Genomic DNA, 17,388 nt, shown 5'->3' with positions numbered 1-17,388 from the left:
CGCTGCCCGGCCATCCGATTTCAGGTACGGGCGAACAGGCAGAAAGGGTGACCGGCCGGGTCGGCGTAGGTCCGCACGTCCTCGTGCGGGTCGGTGTAGGCGTTGAGCAAGCGCGCGCCGGCTGCCTCTGCCACCGCCGACGCCGCGGCCAGGTCCTCGACCTGGAAGTCGAGGTGCATCTGCATCTGCTGGGTGCCCGGCTCCGGCGGCCACACCGGGGGCACGTGGCCCTCCTCCCGCTGGAAGGAGAGGCCGGGACCGCCGTCCTCCGGCCGCAGGGTGGCCCACGCGGTCTCGTCGTCCCCGATCGGCCAGCCCAGCAACCGCTGGTAGAAGCGGGCCAGCCCGCGTGGGTCGGGGGTGCCGAGGACGGGCGCGGCGAGGCGGATGCCGGGTATCACACCTCGATGGTGAACAGCCGGGCCCCGTTGTGCCACAGGACGGCGCGCAGCCAGTCCTCGCCGAGGTCGAGCCGGTGCAGCGCCTGCAACTGGTGGGCGTAGGGGTACGGGATCGACGGGAAGTCGCTGCCCAGGACCACCTTCTCCTGCAGTGCCGCCAGCCGCGGCCGGTCGGCCGGGTCGAAGGGCATCAGCCGCTCGGTGAAGTCGGTGGCGAACATCGTGGTGTCCAGGTGCACCCGCTCGTAGCGCTCGGCGAGGTCCAGGAACTCCCGGTACTCCGGCATGCCGAGGTGGGCGATCACCAGCTGCAGCCGCGGGTAGCGCTCGAGCAGACCTTCCATCGGCTCCGGCCCGGTGTGCTCACCGGCCAGGGGACCGGAGCCGCAGTGGATGACGACCGGGGTGCCCGTCTCCTCCAGGTGCGCCCAGACGTCGTCGAGCAGGCGGTCGCGCGGATCGAACGCGCCCACCTGAACGTGCACCTTGAACACCCGCGTGCCGCCGTCCAGTGCCTGGGCGACGTAGTCGGCCGCCCCCGGCTCGGGGAAGAACGTGGCCGAGCGCAGCACCTGCGGGCGGCCGGCCGCGAACGCGTGCGACCACTCGTTCAGCCAGGCCGCCATCCCGGCCTTGTGCGGGTACGGCAGCGTCGGGAACGCGCGGACGCCGAGCCGGTCGAGGACGGCGAGCCGCTCCTCCTCCGGCAGCCGGTAGGTGACCGGCCAGTCCGAGCCGTAGTGGGTCCCCGCTGCCTCGAAGTACTGCCAGACCTTCGCCTGCACGCGCTCGGGCAGGAAGTGCACGTGCACGTCGACCAGCCCGGGCAGGCCCAGCTCCCGCCAGTACCGCGGGACGTCGGCGTCGTCGGCCGGCGGTTGCACGCTCACGGGACCGTGACGACGACCTTGCCGCGGACGTGCCCGCCGGCCACCAGTTCGTGCGCCTGGGCCGTCTGCGCCAGCGGGAACGCCTTGGCGATCGCCACCCGCAGCTGACCGGCGTCAGCCATGCGGGCCAGCTCCTCCAGGTCGTGCCGCTCGGGCCGCACGAAGACGTACCGACCGCCCATGCCGTTGACCGACGGGTCGACCACGCTGGCGATGCGCGAGACGTCGCGTACCTGCGCCGGGGCGTCGGCCAGCGAGTTCCCACCGTTGAGGTCGAGGACGGCGTCCACCTTCTCCGACAGCTGTCCGCTGATCGGGCCGGCGTTGTAGTCCAGCACCTCGGCGCACCCGGCGTCGGTCAGGAAGCCGTGGTTGCGCGGGCTGGCGGTGCCGATGACCTGCGCACCGAGCGCGACGGCGATCTGCACGGCGAAGAACCCGACGCCACCCGCCGCCCGGTGCACCAGCACGCGGTCGCCCTCCCCCACGGCGAGCGCCTCGGTGAGCGCCTGGTAAGCGGTGAGCCCGGCCAGCGGCACCGCGCCGGCCTCGGCGAACGACAGCGAACCGGGCTTGTGCGCGACGCACCGCTGCGGGGCGGGCACCAGCTCGGCCGCCGTCCCCCACTGCACGTCGTCGCGCCGCAGGTAGCCGAACACCTCGTCGCCCGGGGCGAAGTCGACGACGGCGGGGCCGACGGCCTCGACGACCCCGGCGAGGTCCCAGCCCGGGACGATCGGGAAGTGGTGCGGGAAGAACCCGGCCAGGGCCCCCTCGCGGATGCCGATGTCCACCGGGTTGACGCCCGCCGCGCGCGTGCGGACGAGCACGGTGTCCGGGCCGACCGGGGGGTCGGGCAGGTCGTCGCGCAACTGGAGCACGTCGACGCCGCCGAACCGGTCGTAGGCGATGCCTCTCACCGGCGTCCCTTCACGTAGCGGCCGAAGGCCTTTTGGATCTCCCGGCGCGAGTCGCGCTCGGCGAGGTCGTGCCGCTTGTCGTAGGACTTCTTGCCCTTCGCCAGCGCGAGGGTGGCCTTGACCTTGCCGTCCTTGAAGTACAGGTCGAGCGGGACGAGGGTGAGCCCGCCCTCCTTGGTCTTGCCCAGCAGCTTGTCGATCTCGCTGCGGTGCATGAGCACCTTCCGCTTGCGGCGCGGGGCGTGGTTGGTCCAGGTGCCCTGCGTGTACTCGGGGATGTGCACATGCTGCAGCCACACCTCGCCGTCGTCGATGGAGGCGAAGCCGTCCACGAGGGAGGCCCGGCCGGCACGCAGGCTCTTCACCTCGGTGCCGGTGAGCACGAGACCCACCTCGTAGGTGTCGAGGATCGAGTAGTCGTGCCGCGCCTTCTTGTTCTGGGCGATGAACTTCCGCCCCTGTTCCCGCGGCATGGGAAGAGGTTATGCCACATCCTCACCCAGGCCGCCCCGCGAGGCGGTTCGAGGAGTGGCGGCCGGAGGCCTCCCCGACGAGGGCCGGGAAGGGCTCCACGCCGCTGGGGGACGGCACCTGACCGCGGTGTCGTCCGGAGGACGGCAGTGTCAGAGCCGTACGTACAACCGCAGGGTCACGTAGGCAGCGATGCCGGCCAGGGCGACGCCGACGCCGGAGACGATCACGCTGTTCCAGATGATCGCGTCCCACTCGACCGGCGGGATGATCCCGGCCTTGATCGGCCCCGCCAGGGTGCGCTCGATGAACAGCACCTTGGTGAGGATCAGGCCGCCGGCGGCCAGCAGGCCACCGATGAGACCGGCGATCGCCGCCTCGAGGATGAACGGCAGCTGGGTGTACCAGCGGGAGGCACCGACCAGCCGCATGATGTTCGTCTCGTTGCGCCGGTTGAACGCCGCCAGCTGGATGGTGTTGGAGATCAGCAGCAGGGCGGCGAGCGCCTGCACGACGGCGACGGCGATCGTGGCGTTCCGGGCGCCGTTGAGCAGGCTGAACAGCCGGTCGAGGAACTGCCCCTCGTCGCGCACCTGGTCGACGCCGTTCTCCCCGTTGGGGAACTCGGCCGCGATGACCTCGTACCGCTCCGGGTTCACCAGCTCGACGCGGAAGCTCTCGGGCAGGGCGTCCGGCGGCGTGTTCTCCACCAGCTCGGGCTGCTGGCTGAACTGCTGCCGGAAGCGCTCGTAGGCCTCCTCGCGCGACTCGTAGATGAAGCCGGCGACCTCGGGTGAGGCCTCCAGCTCCGACTGGATCGCCTGCCGCTGCTCGTCGGTGACGCCGTCGGCCAGGAAGATGGAGACCTGCACCTTGTCGTAGTAGATCTCCTTCATGTCGGAGATCATCCCGGCGATCAGCAGGCCGGTGCCCATGAGGCCGAGCGAGATGGCCGTCGTCAGGATCATCGCGACCGTCATGGTCAGGTTGCGACGAAGCCCGGTGGCCACCTCGGAGAGCACGAAGTTGACGCGCATGGATTCCCTGTCGTGGAGTGCGTGCGGACGCGATCGGCGGTGTCGGTGCGGCGGCGGCGGCCGCTGCTAGCGGCCCACGCCGTAGACGCCGCGCGACTGGTCGCGGGTGAGGACTCCCCCGTTGAGCTCGATGACCCGGCGGCGCATGGAGTCGACGATGTGGTAGTCGTGCGTCGCCATGATCACCGTGGTCCCGGTCCGGTTGATCCGCTCGAGCAGCAGCATGATGCCCTCGCTCGTCTCCGGGTCCAGGTTTCCGGTCGGCTCGTCGGCCAGGAGCACCAGTGGCCGGTTCACGAACGCGCGGGCGATCGCGACGCGCTGCTGCTCACCACCGGAGAGCTCACCGGGCAGCCGATTGGCCTTGCCCTCCAGCCCGACCATCTCCAGCACCTCCGGCACGACCCGCTTGATCGTCCGGTGCGGCTTGTTGATGACCTCGAGGGCGAAGGCGACGTTCTGGGCGACCGTGCGGTTGCGCAGCAGGCGGAAGTCCTGGAAGACGCAGCCCATGGTGCGGCGGAGCTTGGGCACCTGCCACTTGCTCATGCTGTTGAGCGTCTTGCCGTTCACGCTGACCGTGCCCGACGTCGGGTCGTCCTCCTTCAGCAGCAGCCGCAGGAACGTCGACTTGCCCGAACCGGAGGAGCCGATGAGGAAGACGAACTCGCCCTTGTCGATCTCCGTGGACACGTCGTCGAGGGCCGGCCGGCCACTTGCCGGATAGAGCTTGGTGACGTGTTGCAATTCGATCACGAGGCGCCACGGTACTAGTCCCGGCTCTGCGTCAGGCCCGTTCGCCACGGAACGCTCCGGACTCGTTCTCGCGGTCCGTGCGGACGGACCTGCCTCAGGAGGAGGGCACGGCCTCCTGCTGACGGCGCCACCGGATACCGGCCTCGACGAAGGAGTCGATCTCGCCGTCGAGCACCGCGGCCGTGTTGCCGGTCTCGTGCTCGGTGCGCAGGTCCTTCACCATCTGGTACGGGTGCAGGACGTAGGAGCGCATCTGGTTGCCCCAGCTGCTGCCCTCGCCCTTGAGCGCATCCATCTCGGCCTTCTGCTCCTGCTGCCGGACGACGAGCAGCCGGGCCTGCAGCACCCGCAGCGCGGCCGCCCGGTTCTGGATCTGGCTCTTCTCGTTCTGGCAGGACACCACGATGCCGGTCGGGATGTGCGTCATCCGGACGGCGGAGTCGGTGGTGTTGACGCTCTGCCCACCGGGACCGGAGGAGCGGAAGACGTCCACCCGGATCTCGTTCTCGGGGATCTCGACGTGGTCGGTCTGCTCGACGACCGGCAGCACCTCGACGCCGGCGAAGGAGGTCTGCCGGCGGCCCTGGTTGTCGAACGGCGAGATGCGGACCAGCCGGTGGGTGCCCTGCTCGACCGACAGGGTGCCGTAGGCGTAGGGCACCTTGACCGTGAACGTGGCCGACTTGATGCCGGCCTCCTCCGCGTAGCTGACGTCGTAGACCTCGGTCGGGTACTTGTGCCGCTCGGCCCAGCGCAGGTACATGCGCATGAGCATCTCGGCGAAGTCGGCGGCGTCCACGCCCCCGGCCTCGGAGCGGATGGTGACGAGCGCTTCCCGCGAGTCGTACTCGCCGGAGAGCAGGGTGCGCACCTCGAGCTCGGCGATCACCTTCTGCAGGTTCTCCAGCTCTCGCTCGGCCTCGGCGGTCGTCGCCTCGTCGTTCTCCTCCGCGGCCATCTCGTGCAGCAGCCCGACGTCCTCGAGCCGGCCGCGGAGCTCCTCGACCCGGCGCAGGTCGCCCTGCATGTAGGAGAGCTTGGAGGTCAGCGCCTGGGCGGCCTCGACGTCGTCCCACAGATCCGGGGCGCCCGTCTGCAGCTCGAGCTCGGCCACCTCCCGACGCATCCGGTCGACGTCGAGGACGGCCTCGATCGACGTCAGGGTCGTGTCGAGCTCGTCCAGGACGACGGAGAAGTCAGCGGCCACGTCTAGCCAGGGTAGTGCGCCGTGGGAAGGGGTAGACATGCGTGGCATGAGCGAACCGCGACGACCCCGTTCCCGGGAGGACTACGCACGCGGCCTCCCCGACCACCACGACCCGACGGCCGGGGTGGGCGGCGCGCCCCCCGCCCGGTCGGCACTCACCCTGCGGCTGGTGCTGGCTGCGTTCGGTCTCGTCGTCTGCGTGGGCGGCGGATTCCTCTGGCTGGCCGCCGACGTGCCCGCCTGGCCGGCCGTCGTCCTGTTCGTCCTGGGCGCGATCGCCCTGGTCGACATCGCCGTCATCCTCCGGCGCAAGGCCCGCGGCGAACCCGGCTGAACCCGGTCAGCCGCTCCCCACCGCGGAGCCGAGGCCGCGGGACAGCGACGCCGCATCGGTGAGCAGGGGCAGGGGGGCCGCTCCCCGGGTGCGCGCCGCCATCCACGCCGGGATGTCCTCGGCCGGCATGGGGCGGGCGATGTGGAAGCCCTGGGCGAAGGTACAACCCAGCGCCGTGGCCACCGCCAGCTGCTCTGCCGTCTCGACCCCTTCCGCGAGGCTGCGCATGCCGAAGGCGTCGGCCAGTCCGACGACGGCCTCGATGGCCGCGGCTGCCTGGCCGGCCCGGCCTGCGGCGCAGGTGACCAGGCTCCGGTCGATCTTCAGGAGACCGGCCGGCAGCGCGACCAGCTGGCTGATCGAGGAGAAGCCGGAGCCGAAGTCGTCGATGGACACCTCGACGCCGGTCACCCGCAGGCGGGCCAGCTGCGCCGCCGCGCTGGTCGGGTCCTCTGCCACGCTGGTCTCGGTGAGCTCCACGACGAGGCGCTCGGGCGGCAGCCCGGAGGCCTCCAGCGCGGCCGCGACGTCGTCGGTGAGCGTGCCGGCCGAGAAGTGCTCGGCGCTGATGTTCACGTTCATCACCAGTGACAGCCCAGCGGCGTCCCAGGCGGCGGCCTGGCCGGTGGCGGTGCGCAGCACCCAGCAGGTCAGCTGTGCCATGAGGTCGTGCTGGGCGGCCAGCGGCACGAAGTCCGACGGCGGCAGCAGCCCGCGCGCGGGGTGCTGCCAGCGAACCAGCGCCTCGACCCCGGTGCAGGCCCCGGTCGACAGGTGCACGATCGGTTGGTAGTGCAGGACCAGCTGCTCGCCGGCGATGGCGTCGCGCAGCTCGGCGGCCAGTTGCATCCTCGTCTCGGCCGCGACCCGCAGGTCGGGGCTGAACACCCGCACCCGGCCGCGCCCGGCGGCCTTGGCGGCGTACATCGCCAGGTCGGCGTCGCGCACCAGCTCGGTCGACCGGACCCTGCGCCGCTCCCGGCCGGCGATGCCGATGCTCGCACCGAGGGTGAGGCTGCGGCCGCCGAGCTCGAACGGCTCCGCGAAGGCGGCCTGGCAGCGCTCCGCCAACGCCGTCGCCCCGTCGGTGTCGCAGTCCCGACAGAGGACGACGAACTCGTCGCCGCCCAGCCGGCCGACGGTGTCCTGAGCCCGGGTGGCCCCGAGCAGGCGGGCCGATATCTGGCGCAGCAGCTCGTCACCGACCTCGTGTCCGAGGGAATCGTTGACGTCCTTGAAGCCGTCCACGTCCAGGAACAGCACCGACACGGCGGGGTGGTCCGGACGGTGCAGCTCGCGGTTGATCAGCTCGTGCAGGTGCGCCCGGTTGGGCAGCTCGGTGAGGTGGTCGTGACGCGCCTGCCAGGAGGAGGCCCGCTCGGCGAGCACCCGCGCCGTGACGTCGGTGTGCGTCACCACGACGTGCCCGGCGCTCCCCACCCGCGTGCCCTGCAGGTGGAACCAGAGGCGCCCGGTCCCGGACGGACTGGGCATCGAGCGGTCGATCGACATCTCCGAGCGCTCGCCGGCGATCAGCTCGCGCAGCTCGGCGACGAGCGTGCGGCCGTCCGGGTCGTCGGCCAGGCTCACCGCCTCGGCGAAGTAGTCGGCGCCCGGCCGGATGGCCTGCCCGTGCTTGCGACCGTCGGTCACCCAGGCGGAGTTGACCAGCACGATCACGCCCTGCGGATCGAGCACCACGGTGGGCGAGGGCAGCGCGTCGACGACGGCGGCGACCAGTTCGGCGTCCCGGCCGCGGGCCGCTGCACCGTCCTGCCCGTCGAACGGCAGCTCGGCCCGTCCCTGTCTTCCGTGCACATCTCCCCCGCCGGCCCTGGACGTCTCCCGCTGACGCCTCTCGCCCTCCATCGGCATGGGTGACGGGAGGCGCAGTGTGGTGGTGCCCAGACTCCCCGCACAGGATGAGTCCGCGCCACCCCGGGGTCAGCCGGCCCTGGTCTCCGCCGCGATCCAGGCCAGGTAGTCGGGGTTGCCGCCGACCAGCGGAAGCGCGATGACGCAGGGCACCTCGTACGGGTGGAGCTCCTCGGTGCGAGCCACGACTGCCGGGACCAGCGAGCGGCGGGTGTGCAGGGCCACCCGCGCCTCGGCCTCGTCGTGGACCGCGCCGTCCCACCGGTAGACCGACCGGATCGGCGTCACCTGGTGGCCGCAGGCGACCAGCCGCTCCTCGACCAGCGTGCGGGTGAACCCGGCCAGCCAGTCCCCGTCGGCGGCGGTCACGACGACCTCGCAGAACTCCTCGTCCATGGGTCGATCCTCCCCCGACCGATCACCGATCTCTTGCGTGGAACCGGCCGTCCTGCGGGTAGGGGGCGGGCATGAGCGACGAGATGACGATCCAGCTGAACAGCGAGGAGTACGTGGTCCGCCCGGACGGGAAGGGCATGCAGGTGGGCCGGCGGGTGGATGGCGACGTGGCCTGGCTGGAGACGGTCGACGGCGACCTGCTGCCCGACCCGGCGCGCGAGGCACTCGGCCGCGGGGACGCCTCCGACGAAGCGCTGCTGCGGGCGGTGCGCGGCGTCGTCCAGGCGGAGGTCGAGCGCGGCGGCTGACGGTCCGCGAGCCGGGCGGCCGTCCGATCGGACGGCTGCCCGGCTCGGCCGTGGCAGCGCCTCAGGGCTGTCGCGGGAAGACGTACGGGGCGAGCGGCGGCTCCTGCGGGGTGTCCGCCGCGTCGCCCTCGCTGCTCCCTGCGTAGGTCACCATCGCGGTGTAGTCCTGCGCGAAGGTGGCGGGATCCACGCCCGGCTGGTGCAGCTGCGCGCAGACGGTGAGCGGGATCCGGCTCCGCTCGGCGGGCCCGTCGTACGCGAGCGCGTCGACGACGATGGCGTAGCCCACGGGGTCGTAGCTGCCGATGGCGAAGTGGTCGGCGGTGTTGGTCGGGCAGATTTCCTGCAGCGCGATGTTCGCGATCCGGCCCTGCCCGGTGCGCAGCGCGGAGCTCGCGTTCGGCGGCGTGTTGGGGACGACGATTTCGTCGGTAGCCGTGTACGCGACGGTGTAGTCGATGCCGGGAAAGGACTCCGCCCCGCTGTTCAGCGCCTGCATGAACCGCGACAGCGAGGCCTGCTGGTGGTTGGCGGGTGTGCAGCTCTCCTGACAGGCCACGTCGGCGACGACCGTGCCGTGGTTGGACGGGCTGAGCCCGATCACGTCGTCGACCAGCTCGCGGGTGTCCGGCCAGTACCGGAGCGCCCAGCGGGGCACCATGCCGCCCTGGCTGTACCCGACGACGTCGACGTCCCGCCGCGACTCCTTGCTCATGGTGCGCAGCGCATGGACCACGTACTCCCCCGCGACCTGGATGTCACCGGTCGCGTCGGAGGGCAGGGTGACCGCGCACCACCGCAGGCCCAGCTGGTCGAACGCCCGCATGTAGTTCCACCCGAAGTTGACCTCCGGCGTGAGGGTCGTGCCCGGCACGAGCAGGACCGGGTCGCGGGTGAGCTCGCGCAGCGAACCGTTGCACTCCAGGGACGCGTCGAGTTGGTCCTTGTCGACGCTCAGCCGCGGCCCGTGCTGGTCCAGCGGTGCAAACTCACCGGTCGGCGACTCGGTGGACGGAGCCGCGGTGGCGACGCCACCACCGATCGAGACGGACAGCGCCGCTGCTGCCGCCAGCAGCCGGGATCGACGGATGCGCACGGGACCTCCTGGCTCAGGAGCGCGCCGTGTCGCCCGCTCCTGTCGCTCAACGAACCAGAGTCGGGCAGGTTGCGCACATCGATCCAGCGGCGAGCGGGACGCGGCCGGTCAGCCGGGGGCGGCTGCCTCGCCGGTGCGGAGCAGGCCGCTCTCGCAGGCGAAGATCACCGCCTGGACGCGGTCGCGCAGCCCGAGCTTGGTGAGGACGTTGCTCACGTGCGTCTTCGCCGTGGCGTCGCTGACGACGAGGTCGCGGGCGATCTCCGCGTTCGCCCGGCCGCGGCCGAGGAGCCGCAGCACCTCGACCTCGCGCGGACTCAGCACGGCCAGCCGGTCGGCCAGCCGGGGATCGGCCCTGGGGGCCGTCCCGAACGCCTCGATCACGCGGCGGGTGACCGACGGCGCGAGGACCGCCTCGCCTGCGGCGATCGTCCGGACCGCGGAGAGCAGTTCCTCGGCGGTGGCGTCCTTGAGCAGGAAGCCGCTCGCGCCGGCGCGCAGGGCGTCGAACACGTACTCGTCCAGGTCGAAGGTGGTCAGCACCAGCACCCGTGTCCGGGCTCCGTCGGCCACCAGCCGGCGGGTGGCCGCCAGCCCGTCCAGCACCGGCATGCGGATGTCCATGAGCACCACGTCCGGCTCCAGGCGGCGGATGCAGGTGAGCGCATCCTCGCCGTCCCGGGCGTCTCCCACGACGGCGACGCCGTCCTCCCTTTCGAGCAGCGAACGCAACCCGGCCCGCACCATCGGCTGGTCGTCGGCGACCACCACCCGCACGGTCATGCCGCGGCACCTTCCCGGAACGGCAGGCGGGCCCGGACGGCGAAGCCACCGCCGGGCTGGAGCCCCACCTCCAGCACCCCGCCGTAGAGCGCCACCCGCTCCCGCATCCCGACCAGCCCCAGACCGCCGCCGTCCGAGAGGCCGGCCCCGGTACCGCCGGTGTCCACGACTTCCACGTCCAGTTCCGCGTCCCGGCGCGGGTGTCGGTGACGAGCCGGTCGAGCTGGTCCAGCCCCGGCTGGGGCGCCAGCGCCGGCCGCTCGCCGTCGGCGCGGAGGACGCCGAACAACCGGCGCATCTCCGCCATGGCCTGCCGGGCCGTCACCTCGACGGCGCGCAGCTCGTCGATCTCCCGGCCCAGCGCGGGGTCGAGCCGGCGGCGGACGGCCTGGGTCTGGACGGCGATCACGCTGAGCGAGTGGGCGACGCCGTCGTGCAGTTCACGGGCGATGCGGGCTCGTTCCGCGGCGACGGCCCGCGCGGCGTCCTCCTTCCGGGTGCGCTCGGCCCGGTCGGCGCGCTCGGCCGCCTCGAGCGACCGGCGCGTCCGGTCGCGCACCGCCTGGCCCACGACCCAGCTGCCGCCGTAGAGCACGGTCACCGCGACGAAGTCGCTGACCTCGCCGCCGGTGACCGCGAAGGCGATGCAGAACGGGACGACGGCCAGGGCGAGCCCCACCCAGGCGCGCGGCGGGTCGAGCTCCGTCCCGGCGGTGAAGGAGACGATGACCAGGGCCGCGAAGACGGCGAACTGGCCGTCGGCGTCGATCACCATCACCCCGGCCACGACGAAGGCCAGCACCGCCAGCGGGAACCGCCGCCGCCAGGCCACCGCCCCCATCACCACGACGGTCAGCAGGGCGTGCAGCCAGGCCGGCCGGTCCAGCGGCGTCGTCGCCGCCTCCACCAGGCCCAGTGCGACGAGCGCACCGGCCACCAGCGCATCGACGATGGCCGGCCGCCCGGCCAGTCCCCGGACCATGGTCACGGAACGTAGTCCCGGCGGCGGGCGCACGGGCGGTCCGCCGTCGTCAGGAGCCGGCCGCGGTGCCCACGGAGCCCGGCGCCCCGCGGAGCCCCCGGCTGCGGGCGAGCGCCACCGACAGCACCGTGAAGCCCACCGTCATGTCAGCGCACCGGAGACGTTGGCGCCCACGACGACGAACCCGCCCCCGATGCCGGCGACCACCCCGACCGGTGCCCACCAGGGCACCAGCCCGCCACGCCAGGCGGCCAGCGCGGCGACCGGCAGGCAGAGCAGGAAGTCGGCGACGCCGCTGATCCGCATGACCTGCAGCGCCCACATGCCGCTCATCGCCTCCTCGACCGCCACGTTGCCCTCGACGCCGAAGGCCTGGCCGATGCCGGAGTCGTAGAAGTCGGCGAGCAGGAAGCCGGGCAGCGAGGTGGCCCCCAGGGAGGCCAGCAGCACCGCGCCGTGGGCCGGCCAGGCGCCGCGGCCCCGGACCGACCAGGCCAGCAGCAACGCCGCCACGCCCCAGAACGCGTAGGAGAAGTGATAGCTCAGCGACTTGAACTGCAGGGCCTCGGGGTTGTCCGCATACAGCCGGTAGAGCTGCCGGCCGTCGAGGTCCACCGCCGGGTCGGCGGCCGCGCCGGCGACCGCGAGCAGGCCCGCGAGCACCGGGGCCGCGACCAGGGACCAGCGTCGGGCGGTGCGGGCCGCACGACCGGGCGCAGCGCCCTCGCCGGCGGGGATGGGCGCGGTGATCGGGCTGTCGAGCACGGGAACCTCCGGGGCCGGGGACGGGCCTGAACGGTTCCGCGCCCGCCCGTCCGGGCACATCGGCCGAGCCGCCGATCCCCGCCTCCGCCGCGCGGCCGATCCGCGCCGTCCCGGGACCCCCGGTGGGCGAGGACTGCGACCCGTAACACGGCCGTGACCACGCGGAGATGGACAGGCGGCAGCGTGAAGGCCAAGGTCGGCGCAGACACCGGCCCCGGACCTGGAGAGACGATGACAGCCCCGCTGGACGAAACGACCGCACGCAGCTGGCTGGCCGTGGCGGTGGAAGAGGCCCGGGCCGGGCTCGCCGAGGGAGGCATCCCGATCGGGGCCGCGCTCATCGGCCGCGACGGCACCGTCCTGGGCCGGGGCCACAACCGCCGGGTGCAGGACGACGACCCGTCCGTGCACGGTGAGACCGACGCCTTCCGCAACGCCGGCCGGCAGCCCTCCTACCGGGGCACCACGATGGTCACCACCCTCTCGCCCTGCTGGTACTGCAGCGGCCTGGTACGCCAGTTCGGCATCACCCGGCTCGTCGTCGGTGAGGCGACCACCTTCTCCGGCGGGCACGAGTGGCTGGCCGAGCACGGCGTCGAGGTGCTGGTGCTCGACGACCCGGGGTGCGTGCAGCTGATGACCGACTTCATCGCCGCGAGACCGGCGCTGTGGAACGAGGACATAGGCGAGGACGACGACGCTCCCGCCCCGGCCGGTCAGGAGACCCGATGAGCACCGTCCGTCCCGAGGACGCCCCCGCCGCCGTCGACCCGGACTACCCGATCGACCCGGTTCCCCAGCACGCCCGCCGGTCGCTGTTCTCGCTGGCGATCGTGCTGCTCGGCTTCACCTTCTTCACCCCCACCATGCTGGCCGGCGCCCAGATCGGCGCCGCCTTCGACGTCACGTCGCTAATCTGGGTGCTGCTGCTGGGCAGCGCCGTGCTGGGCGTCTACGTCGCCGTCATCGGCGGCATCGGGGCGCGCACCGGCCTGACCACCGTGATGATGTGCCGCTACGCCCTGGGCCGCCGCGGCGCCAAGCTCGCCTCGCTGCTGCTCGGCGGTACGCAGGTCGGCTGGTACGGCGTCACCGTCGCCACGCTGGCCGGGCTCACCGCCAGCGCCCTGGAGTGGGAGGGCCGGGCCACCGAGATCGCGCTCATGATCGTCGGCGGTGCCCTGATGGGTGTCACCGCGTACTACGGCTACAAGGGCATGTACGCGCTGTCGGTGGTCTCGGTGCCGCTGATGCTGGTGCTGGCCGGCTGGGTCACCTGGCGATCGCTGGACGAGGTCGGCGGCTGGGGCGGGCTCGCCGACATCGAGCCGGCCACCACGATGCCGCTGGCCACCGCGGTCACCATCGTCGTCGGCACGTTCGCCTCCGGCGGCACCCAGGCACCCAACTGGACCCGGTTCGCCCGCACCCCCCTCAGCGGCTTCTGGGCCTGCCTGGTCGCCTTCCTGATCGGTGAGCTGCTGATGCTCGGCTTCGGCGCCATCGGCGCCCTGTCCTTCGGCGAGGGCGACTTCGTCCTGGTGCTCTACCAGCTCGGGCTGGTCGGCTGGGGGCTGGTCTTCCTCATCGCCAACCTCTGGACGACGAACGACAACACCGCCTACAACTTCGGCGTCGCCGGCGCGGAGATCGCGAACTCGCGGTCGAAGAAGCCGTTCGTGATCGGCGGCGTGATCCTCGGGACGCTGCTGGCCATCACCGGCATCTACGAGAACCTCATCCAGTACCTGGTGTGGCTGGGCATCCTCATCCCGCCGCTGGGCGGCGTGGTGATCGGCGACTTCCTCGCGCGGTGGCGGCGCGGGATGCCGGAGGCCGTGGCGCTCCCGGACGTCGAGTGGCGCAACCTCGCCGTCTACGTGGTGGCCGCGCTCGCCGCCTGGTGGAGCAGCGAGGCGAACTGGTTCATCCCGCCGGTGGTCGGCGTCGTCGTCGCCGTGGCCGGCGTGCTGGCCGTGCAGCGCGGACGACGCCCGGTGGAGGAGTCCGTCTCGGCCTGAGGAACCGCCGGGCCACGACCCGGGTCAGTGCCGGCGGCGGCTCACGGCAGGTTGTAGGCGTCCCCGCCGGCGAGTGCCGTGAGCACCACCATCGCCCCGAAGACCAGCGCCGCCGCGAGGAATACACCGAGGGCGAGCAGCCAGCCCCGCTCCTCGGCGCCCTTTTCCGTGGGCTTCTCGGCCGCCGGCCGGTACTGGACGGCCGGCTGCTGGACCGTTCCCGGGCGCTGCTCGGCTGCGATGCTCATGGCCACTCCTTCCGCGGGGTCTACGGGCGCCGGCCGGCGCCCGGACCGGGTCCCCGGTGGACCCGGATCCATGCTCGTGGCGGCGGAGATCCCTGCAGGAGGGCCCAAGGGGGCACGGTCGGCGGGCCGGAAGTACCTGAGTGGCCCCCGACGACCGGTGGCGGTGTCGAGCGCATCCGTGGAGCTCCGGAGGGCGCCGCCCCAGCACCGCACCCCGGAACCGGTCCACCCGCCCGGGCGCCGTTGCCGATCGGGGGTCCGGCGACCCGGCGGGACGAGGCAGCCGCATCGCGGTAGCCCACCCGGCCTTCTGCGGAACTGCTGACACTGGAACCCACGGGATCGCCTGGCCCGAGTCGATCCGAACAGTCCACAGTCAGGGGCCAACGTCCCTCGACGACGCGCGTGGTCCCGGCCACGATCGGAGGGATCCGCACACAGACCGCTAGTAGGGGGACCCCGTGCCGATCAAGCGTGCCTTCATCATCGCCGCGGCGGCCGGCTCACTGACCGTCGCCCCAGCCACCAGCGCGATCGCCGCACCGGACTCGGGCGGATGCCGAGAGTTCGGCCAGTTCGTGAGCTTCCTGGCGACGAAGCTCGGGGCCGAGTTCGGCGCGACCGCCGCCACCTCGGCCACCGCAGGGCCACGGGCGTTCCCGGAGAGAGTGGTCATGCCGGAACAGGACCGGGAGTGCGAGAACGTCGGCTAGGTCCGCGCCGCCGGCGATTACCGGCCGGCACGAGACGGACCTCGTAGCAGCCCACCGGCGGACCGGTGTGCGGCCCCCGGGGCAACCCGGCGCGCTCCCTACCCGGGGGGATCGGTGACGGGGTGGTGGGTTCTCAGCCGTCGACGTAGCGGTTCCGCTCCACCACGAACTGGCCGGTGGCGGTGTTCGAGTCGATGAACTCCGGCAGCATCGGGATCCGCACCGTGACGGTGACGCAGACGGAGAATTCCTCCCCCGGCGCCAGCGTCGGCGAGTAGCCGCCGGCCGCGTCACAGCCGGCGCCGGCGGACGCGTACGCCAGCCGCATGTCGGTGAGGTCGACCGACTGGTCCTCCACCGCGAGCTCCGCCGCCCGAAGCGCCCGTTCGTGCCCGGTCACCGGGTCCGGTGCGGTACCCATCGCCCGGCCGGCCTCGCGGGCCGCGGCCTGCGAGGCGAACACCCCGCGCTGCACCGCGGAGAACCCGGCCACGATGTAGACCAGCGGCACGAACACCACCAGCGCGATGAACACGAACTCCACCAGCGCCGACCCGCGCTCGCCGGACACCATGCCCAGCCGGCGGCGCAGCCAGGTCACGCCGCCTCCTTCATCGCCCGCCCGGTGGCCTCCAGCGGCAGCAGGTTGCCCAGCACCGCGAGCAGCGAGGGCACCGAGCCCGAGCAGCGGACCACCACCAGGTTCGCACCGCTGGGATCCGCCTCCTCCGCGGACGTGCAGGCCAGCCCCTGCGCCGTCTGCACCGACGTCGCCCGCGCCACGATCTCCACCGTGCGGCCGGCACCGGCGGACGAGGCGACGTCGGCGTTCGCCGCATACCGCGCCCCCTCCTGCGCGCTGGCGGTGACCACGTTCCGCACATGCACGTAGACCGCGACCTGCAGCACCGCCAGCAGCAGCGTCACGATCAGGATCGACACCAGCACGAAGTCGACGACGGCGCTGCCCCGCTCGCCGTCGTCCGGCACGTCGAGGGACCGCTCAGCCACCGGCGCCGGTGACGGAGTTCAGCGCGTTGGTCACCGCCGTGACGATGGCCTCCTGGAACACGGCCAGGATCGCCAGCACGAGGGCCGCCGTCATCACCGTCACCATCACCCAGCCGGGGACGTCGCCCCGCTCGGGGTCCTCGCCGGCCATGCGGTCCGACAGGGCGGACAGGGCAGCGAACAGGTACGCGAATGCGCGCATGGAGTGGTCCTTCCTACTTCCGCTCGCCGCTCATCGGGAGAGCGAGACGATGCTGATCAGCCCCGGGAACAGGGCGAAGAGAACGGTGACCGGGAGCACCAGGAAGACGACCGGGACCATCATTCCGATCTCCTTGCGCCCGCCGGCCTCGAGCAGCCGGCGTTTGCCGGCCTCCCGGACGTCGGCGGCCTGCGCTCGCAGCACCTCGGCCAGCGGCGTACCGCGCTCGATGGCGACCAGCAGCCCGTCGATGAACCGGGCGAGCGGGTCGAGCGAGGTCTGGTCGGCGACCTGTTGCAGCGCATCGACCAGCGGCACGCCGGCCCGTGCGCGGCCTAGCGCGGCGCCGAGTTCGCGGGCCAGTTCACCGCCGGAGAGCCGGGTGACCCGGGCGATCGCCGCGGTCGGGCTCTCCCCGGCGGTCACGGCCAGGGCCAGCAGCTCGGCGACGACCGGGAACTCGGCGAGCAGCAGCTCCTCCCGCCGGGTCACCTGCTGGGTGAGCCACCAGTCGCGGCCCAGTACGCCACCGACGGCGCCGGCCAGGCAGAACAGCCCGGCCGACAGCACGTTGACGCTGCCGGCCGCCACGGAGCCGAGCGTCGCCGCCAGTGCCGTACCGAGCAGGCCGAGCCCACCCCAGACGACCTGCTCGATGCGGAAGTCCTCGACGGTCATGGCGCCACCGAGGGCGTCCAGGCGGCGACGCACCGAGGCGCGCCCACCGAGGAGCCGGTCCACCATCCGGGCGCCGGTGCCGATCGAGGGCCCGGCGATCCGGCGGACCGCGGTCAGCAGGCCCGCCTCGGTGGCCGTGCCCAGCAACCGGGACGGCGGCGGGGTGTCGTGCACGTACGGCGCCAGCCGGTCGACCAGCCGCACCGAACGGCACGGCGGCGCGTAGGCGAGCACCAGGAGCAGTCCGGTGGCCGCCACCAGCCCGAGCACCATGCCGAGCACGCCGGGGGTCAC

The 17,388-nt window shown here is 72.6% G+C and carries 23 protein-coding genes and 1 pseudogene; 5 read left to right on the top strand and 19 right to left on the bottom strand.

The features are described from left to right. Positions 1–20: 20 nt before the first annotated feature. From BLASA_RS04690 to prfB, 7 genes are all read right to left on the bottom strand, one after another. The gene (locus BLASA_RS04690; RefSeq protein WP_014374876.1) at positions 21–401 is read right to left on the bottom strand and encodes a VOC family protein; all 381 of its coding nucleotides are present in this window, start codon (positions 399–401) and stop codon (positions 21–23) included. After that, positions 398–1,291 carry an amidohydrolase family protein gene (locus tag BLASA_RS04685; RefSeq protein WP_014374875.1) on the bottom strand — a complete coding sequence of 298 codons (894 nt, stop codon included), beginning with the start codon at positions 1,289–1,291 and terminating at the stop codon, positions 398–400. Before BLASA_RS04685 ends, BLASA_RS04690 begins: the two co-directional genes overlap by 4 nt. Beyond that, the gene (locus BLASA_RS04680) at positions 1,288–2,211 is read right to left on the bottom strand and encodes an NADP-dependent oxidoreductase (RefSeq protein WP_014374874.1); all 924 of its coding nucleotides are present in this window, start codon (positions 2,209–2,211) and stop codon (positions 1,288–1,290) included. Before BLASA_RS04680 ends, BLASA_RS04685 begins: the two co-directional genes overlap by 4 nt. Beyond that, entirely contained in the window at positions 2,208–2,684 is a 477-nt protein-coding gene (gene smpB, locus BLASA_RS04675; RefSeq protein ID WP_014374873.1) for an SsrA-binding protein SmpB, read from the bottom strand. The genes BLASA_RS04680 and smpB overlap by 4 nt, the downstream gene beginning before the upstream one ends. A 150-nt stretch (positions 2,685–2,834) precedes the next feature. After that, positions 2,835–3,719, bottom strand: a complete 885-nt coding sequence (ftsX, locus tag BLASA_RS04670; protein WP_014374872.1) for a permease-like cell division protein FtsX — start codon at positions 3,717–3,719, stop codon at positions 2,835–2,837. Between the two features lie 66 nt (positions 3,720–3,785). Beyond that, on the bottom strand, positions 3,786–4,475 hold the full coding sequence (gene ftsE / locus BLASA_RS04665; RefSeq protein WP_014374871.1) for a cell division ATP-binding protein FtsE: 690 nt from the start codon (positions 4,473–4,475) through the stop codon (positions 3,786–3,788). A gap of 94 nt (positions 4,476–4,569) precedes the next feature. Next, entirely contained in the window at positions 4,570–5,682 is a 1,113-nt protein-coding gene (gene prfB, locus BLASA_RS04660) for a peptide chain release factor 2 (RefSeq protein WP_014374870.1), read from the bottom strand. A 46-nt stretch (positions 5,683–5,728) separates the two neighbouring features. Here prfB and BLASA_RS04655 point away from each other — a divergent pair, with 46 nt between their 5' ends. Next, positions 5,729–6,016 (top strand): DUF6343 family protein, encoded by a 288-nt coding sequence (locus BLASA_RS04655; protein ID WP_041776123.1) that lies wholly within the window; start codon positions 5,729–5,731, stop codon positions 6,014–6,016. A gap of 6 nt (positions 6,017–6,022) precedes the next feature. Here the strand turns inward: BLASA_RS04655 and BLASA_RS04650 are convergent, their stop codons facing one another. Then, a complete protein-coding gene (locus BLASA_RS04650; RefSeq protein WP_014374868.1) occupies positions 6,023–7,834 on the bottom strand; it encodes a putative bifunctional diguanylate cyclase/phosphodiesterase in 1,812 nt (603 codons plus the stop codon). Positions 7,835–7,960: 126 nt separating this feature from the next. Beyond that, complete coding sequence (cutA, locus tag BLASA_RS04645) at positions 7,961–8,287, bottom strand: divalent-cation tolerance protein CutA (protein ID WP_041775609.1); 327 nt, start codon at positions 8,285–8,287, stop codon at positions 7,961–7,963. 71 nt (positions 8,288–8,358) lie between these two features. On the opposite strand from cutA, the gene BLASA_RS04640 reads away from it, so the two are divergent. Beyond that, positions 8,359–8,595, top strand: coding sequence for a hypothetical protein (locus BLASA_RS04640; RefSeq protein WP_014374867.1), 237 nt, complete (start codon positions 8,359–8,361; stop codon positions 8,593–8,595). A gap of 61 nt (positions 8,596–8,656) precedes the next feature. Here the strand turns inward: BLASA_RS04640 and BLASA_RS04635 are convergent, their stop codons facing one another. From BLASA_RS04635 to BLASA_RS04620, 5 genes and pseudogenes are all read right to left on the bottom strand, one after another. Next, positions 8,657–9,691: a lipase family alpha/beta hydrolase gene (locus tag BLASA_RS04635; RefSeq protein WP_014374866.1), complete on the bottom strand. Its 1,035-nt coding sequence runs from the start codon at positions 9,689–9,691 to the stop codon at positions 8,657–8,659. A gap of 108 nt (positions 9,692–9,799) precedes the next feature. Continuing rightward, a complete protein-coding gene (locus tag BLASA_RS04630; RefSeq protein ID WP_014374865.1) occupies positions 9,800–10,474 on the bottom strand; it encodes a response regulator in 675 nt (224 codons plus the stop codon). Next, positions 10,471–10,650: a hypothetical protein gene (locus BLASA_RS24825; protein WP_166486471.1), complete on the bottom strand. Its 180-nt coding sequence runs from the start codon at positions 10,648–10,650 to the stop codon at positions 10,471–10,473. The genes BLASA_RS04630 and BLASA_RS24825 overlap by 4 nt, the downstream gene beginning before the upstream one ends. 149 nt (positions 10,651–10,799) lie before the next feature. Continuing rightward, positions 10,800–11,456: pseudogene (locus BLASA_RS26495) on the bottom strand (histidine kinase); the annotation flags it as partial. Positions 11,457–11,597: 141 nt separating this feature from the next. Beyond that, positions 11,598–12,221: a hypothetical protein gene (locus tag BLASA_RS04620; RefSeq protein ID WP_014374863.1), complete on the bottom strand. Its 624-nt coding sequence runs from the start codon at positions 12,219–12,221 to the stop codon at positions 11,598–11,600. A 231-nt stretch (positions 12,222–12,452) separates the two neighbouring features. Between BLASA_RS04620 and BLASA_RS04615 the strand changes: the two genes are divergently transcribed. Continuing rightward, positions 12,453–12,953: a nucleoside deaminase gene (locus BLASA_RS04615; protein WP_041775607.1), complete on the top strand. Its 501-nt coding sequence runs from the start codon at positions 12,453–12,455 to the stop codon at positions 12,951–12,953. Continuing rightward, the gene (gene codB, locus BLASA_RS04610; RefSeq protein ID WP_014374860.1) at positions 12,950–14,242 is read left to right on the top strand and encodes a cytosine permease; all 1,293 of its coding nucleotides are present in this window, start codon (positions 12,950–12,952) and stop codon (positions 14,240–14,242) included. Before BLASA_RS04615 ends, codB begins: the two co-directional genes overlap by 4 nt. Positions 14,243–14,283: 41 nt before the next feature. Here codB and BLASA_RS04605 read toward each other — a convergent pair whose 3' ends face one another. Continuing rightward, positions 14,284–14,490, bottom strand: a complete 207-nt coding sequence (locus tag BLASA_RS04605) for a hypothetical protein (RefSeq protein ID WP_014374859.1) — start codon at positions 14,488–14,490, stop codon at positions 14,284–14,286. A 461-nt stretch (positions 14,491–14,951) separates the two neighbouring features. Between BLASA_RS04605 and BLASA_RS04600 the strand changes: the two genes are divergently transcribed. Continuing rightward, a complete protein-coding gene (locus BLASA_RS04600; protein ID WP_014374858.1) occupies positions 14,952–15,203 on the top strand; it encodes a hypothetical protein in 252 nt (83 codons plus the stop codon). Positions 15,204–15,336: 133 nt separating this feature from the next. Here BLASA_RS04600 and BLASA_RS04595 read toward each other — a convergent pair whose 3' ends face one another. The 4 genes from BLASA_RS04595 to BLASA_RS04580 are packed head-to-tail and all read right to left on the bottom strand — an operon-like array spanning position 15,337 to position 17,388. After that, positions 15,337–15,804: a hypothetical protein gene (locus tag BLASA_RS04595; RefSeq protein ID WP_014374857.1), complete on the bottom strand. Its 468-nt coding sequence runs from the start codon at positions 15,802–15,804 to the stop codon at positions 15,337–15,339. Next, positions 15,801–16,214 (bottom strand): TadE/TadG family type IV pilus assembly protein, encoded by a 414-nt coding sequence (locus BLASA_RS04590; RefSeq protein WP_014374856.1) that lies wholly within the window; start codon positions 16,212–16,214, stop codon positions 15,801–15,803. The genes BLASA_RS04595 and BLASA_RS04590 overlap by 4 nt, the downstream gene beginning before the upstream one ends. Continuing rightward, positions 16,207–16,416: a hypothetical protein gene (locus BLASA_RS04585; RefSeq protein ID WP_014374855.1), complete on the bottom strand. Its 210-nt coding sequence runs from the start codon at positions 16,414–16,416 to the stop codon at positions 16,207–16,209. The genes BLASA_RS04590 and BLASA_RS04585 overlap by 8 nt, the downstream gene beginning before the upstream one ends. A 30-nt stretch (positions 16,417–16,446) precedes the next feature. Further along, entirely contained in the window at positions 16,447–17,388 is a 942-nt protein-coding gene (locus BLASA_RS04580) for a type II secretion system F family protein (protein ID WP_014374854.1), read from the bottom strand.

It is taken from the genome of Blastococcus saxobsidens DD2 (assembly GCF_000284015.1).
In the GTDB taxonomy this organism is placed as follows: Bacteria; Actinomycetota; Actinomycetes; order Mycobacteriales; family Geodermatophilaceae; genus Blastococcus; species Blastococcus saxobsidens_A.
Note: the sequence above shows the minus strand (reverse complement) of the source record. Positions and strands in the feature narration are given on the sequence as shown.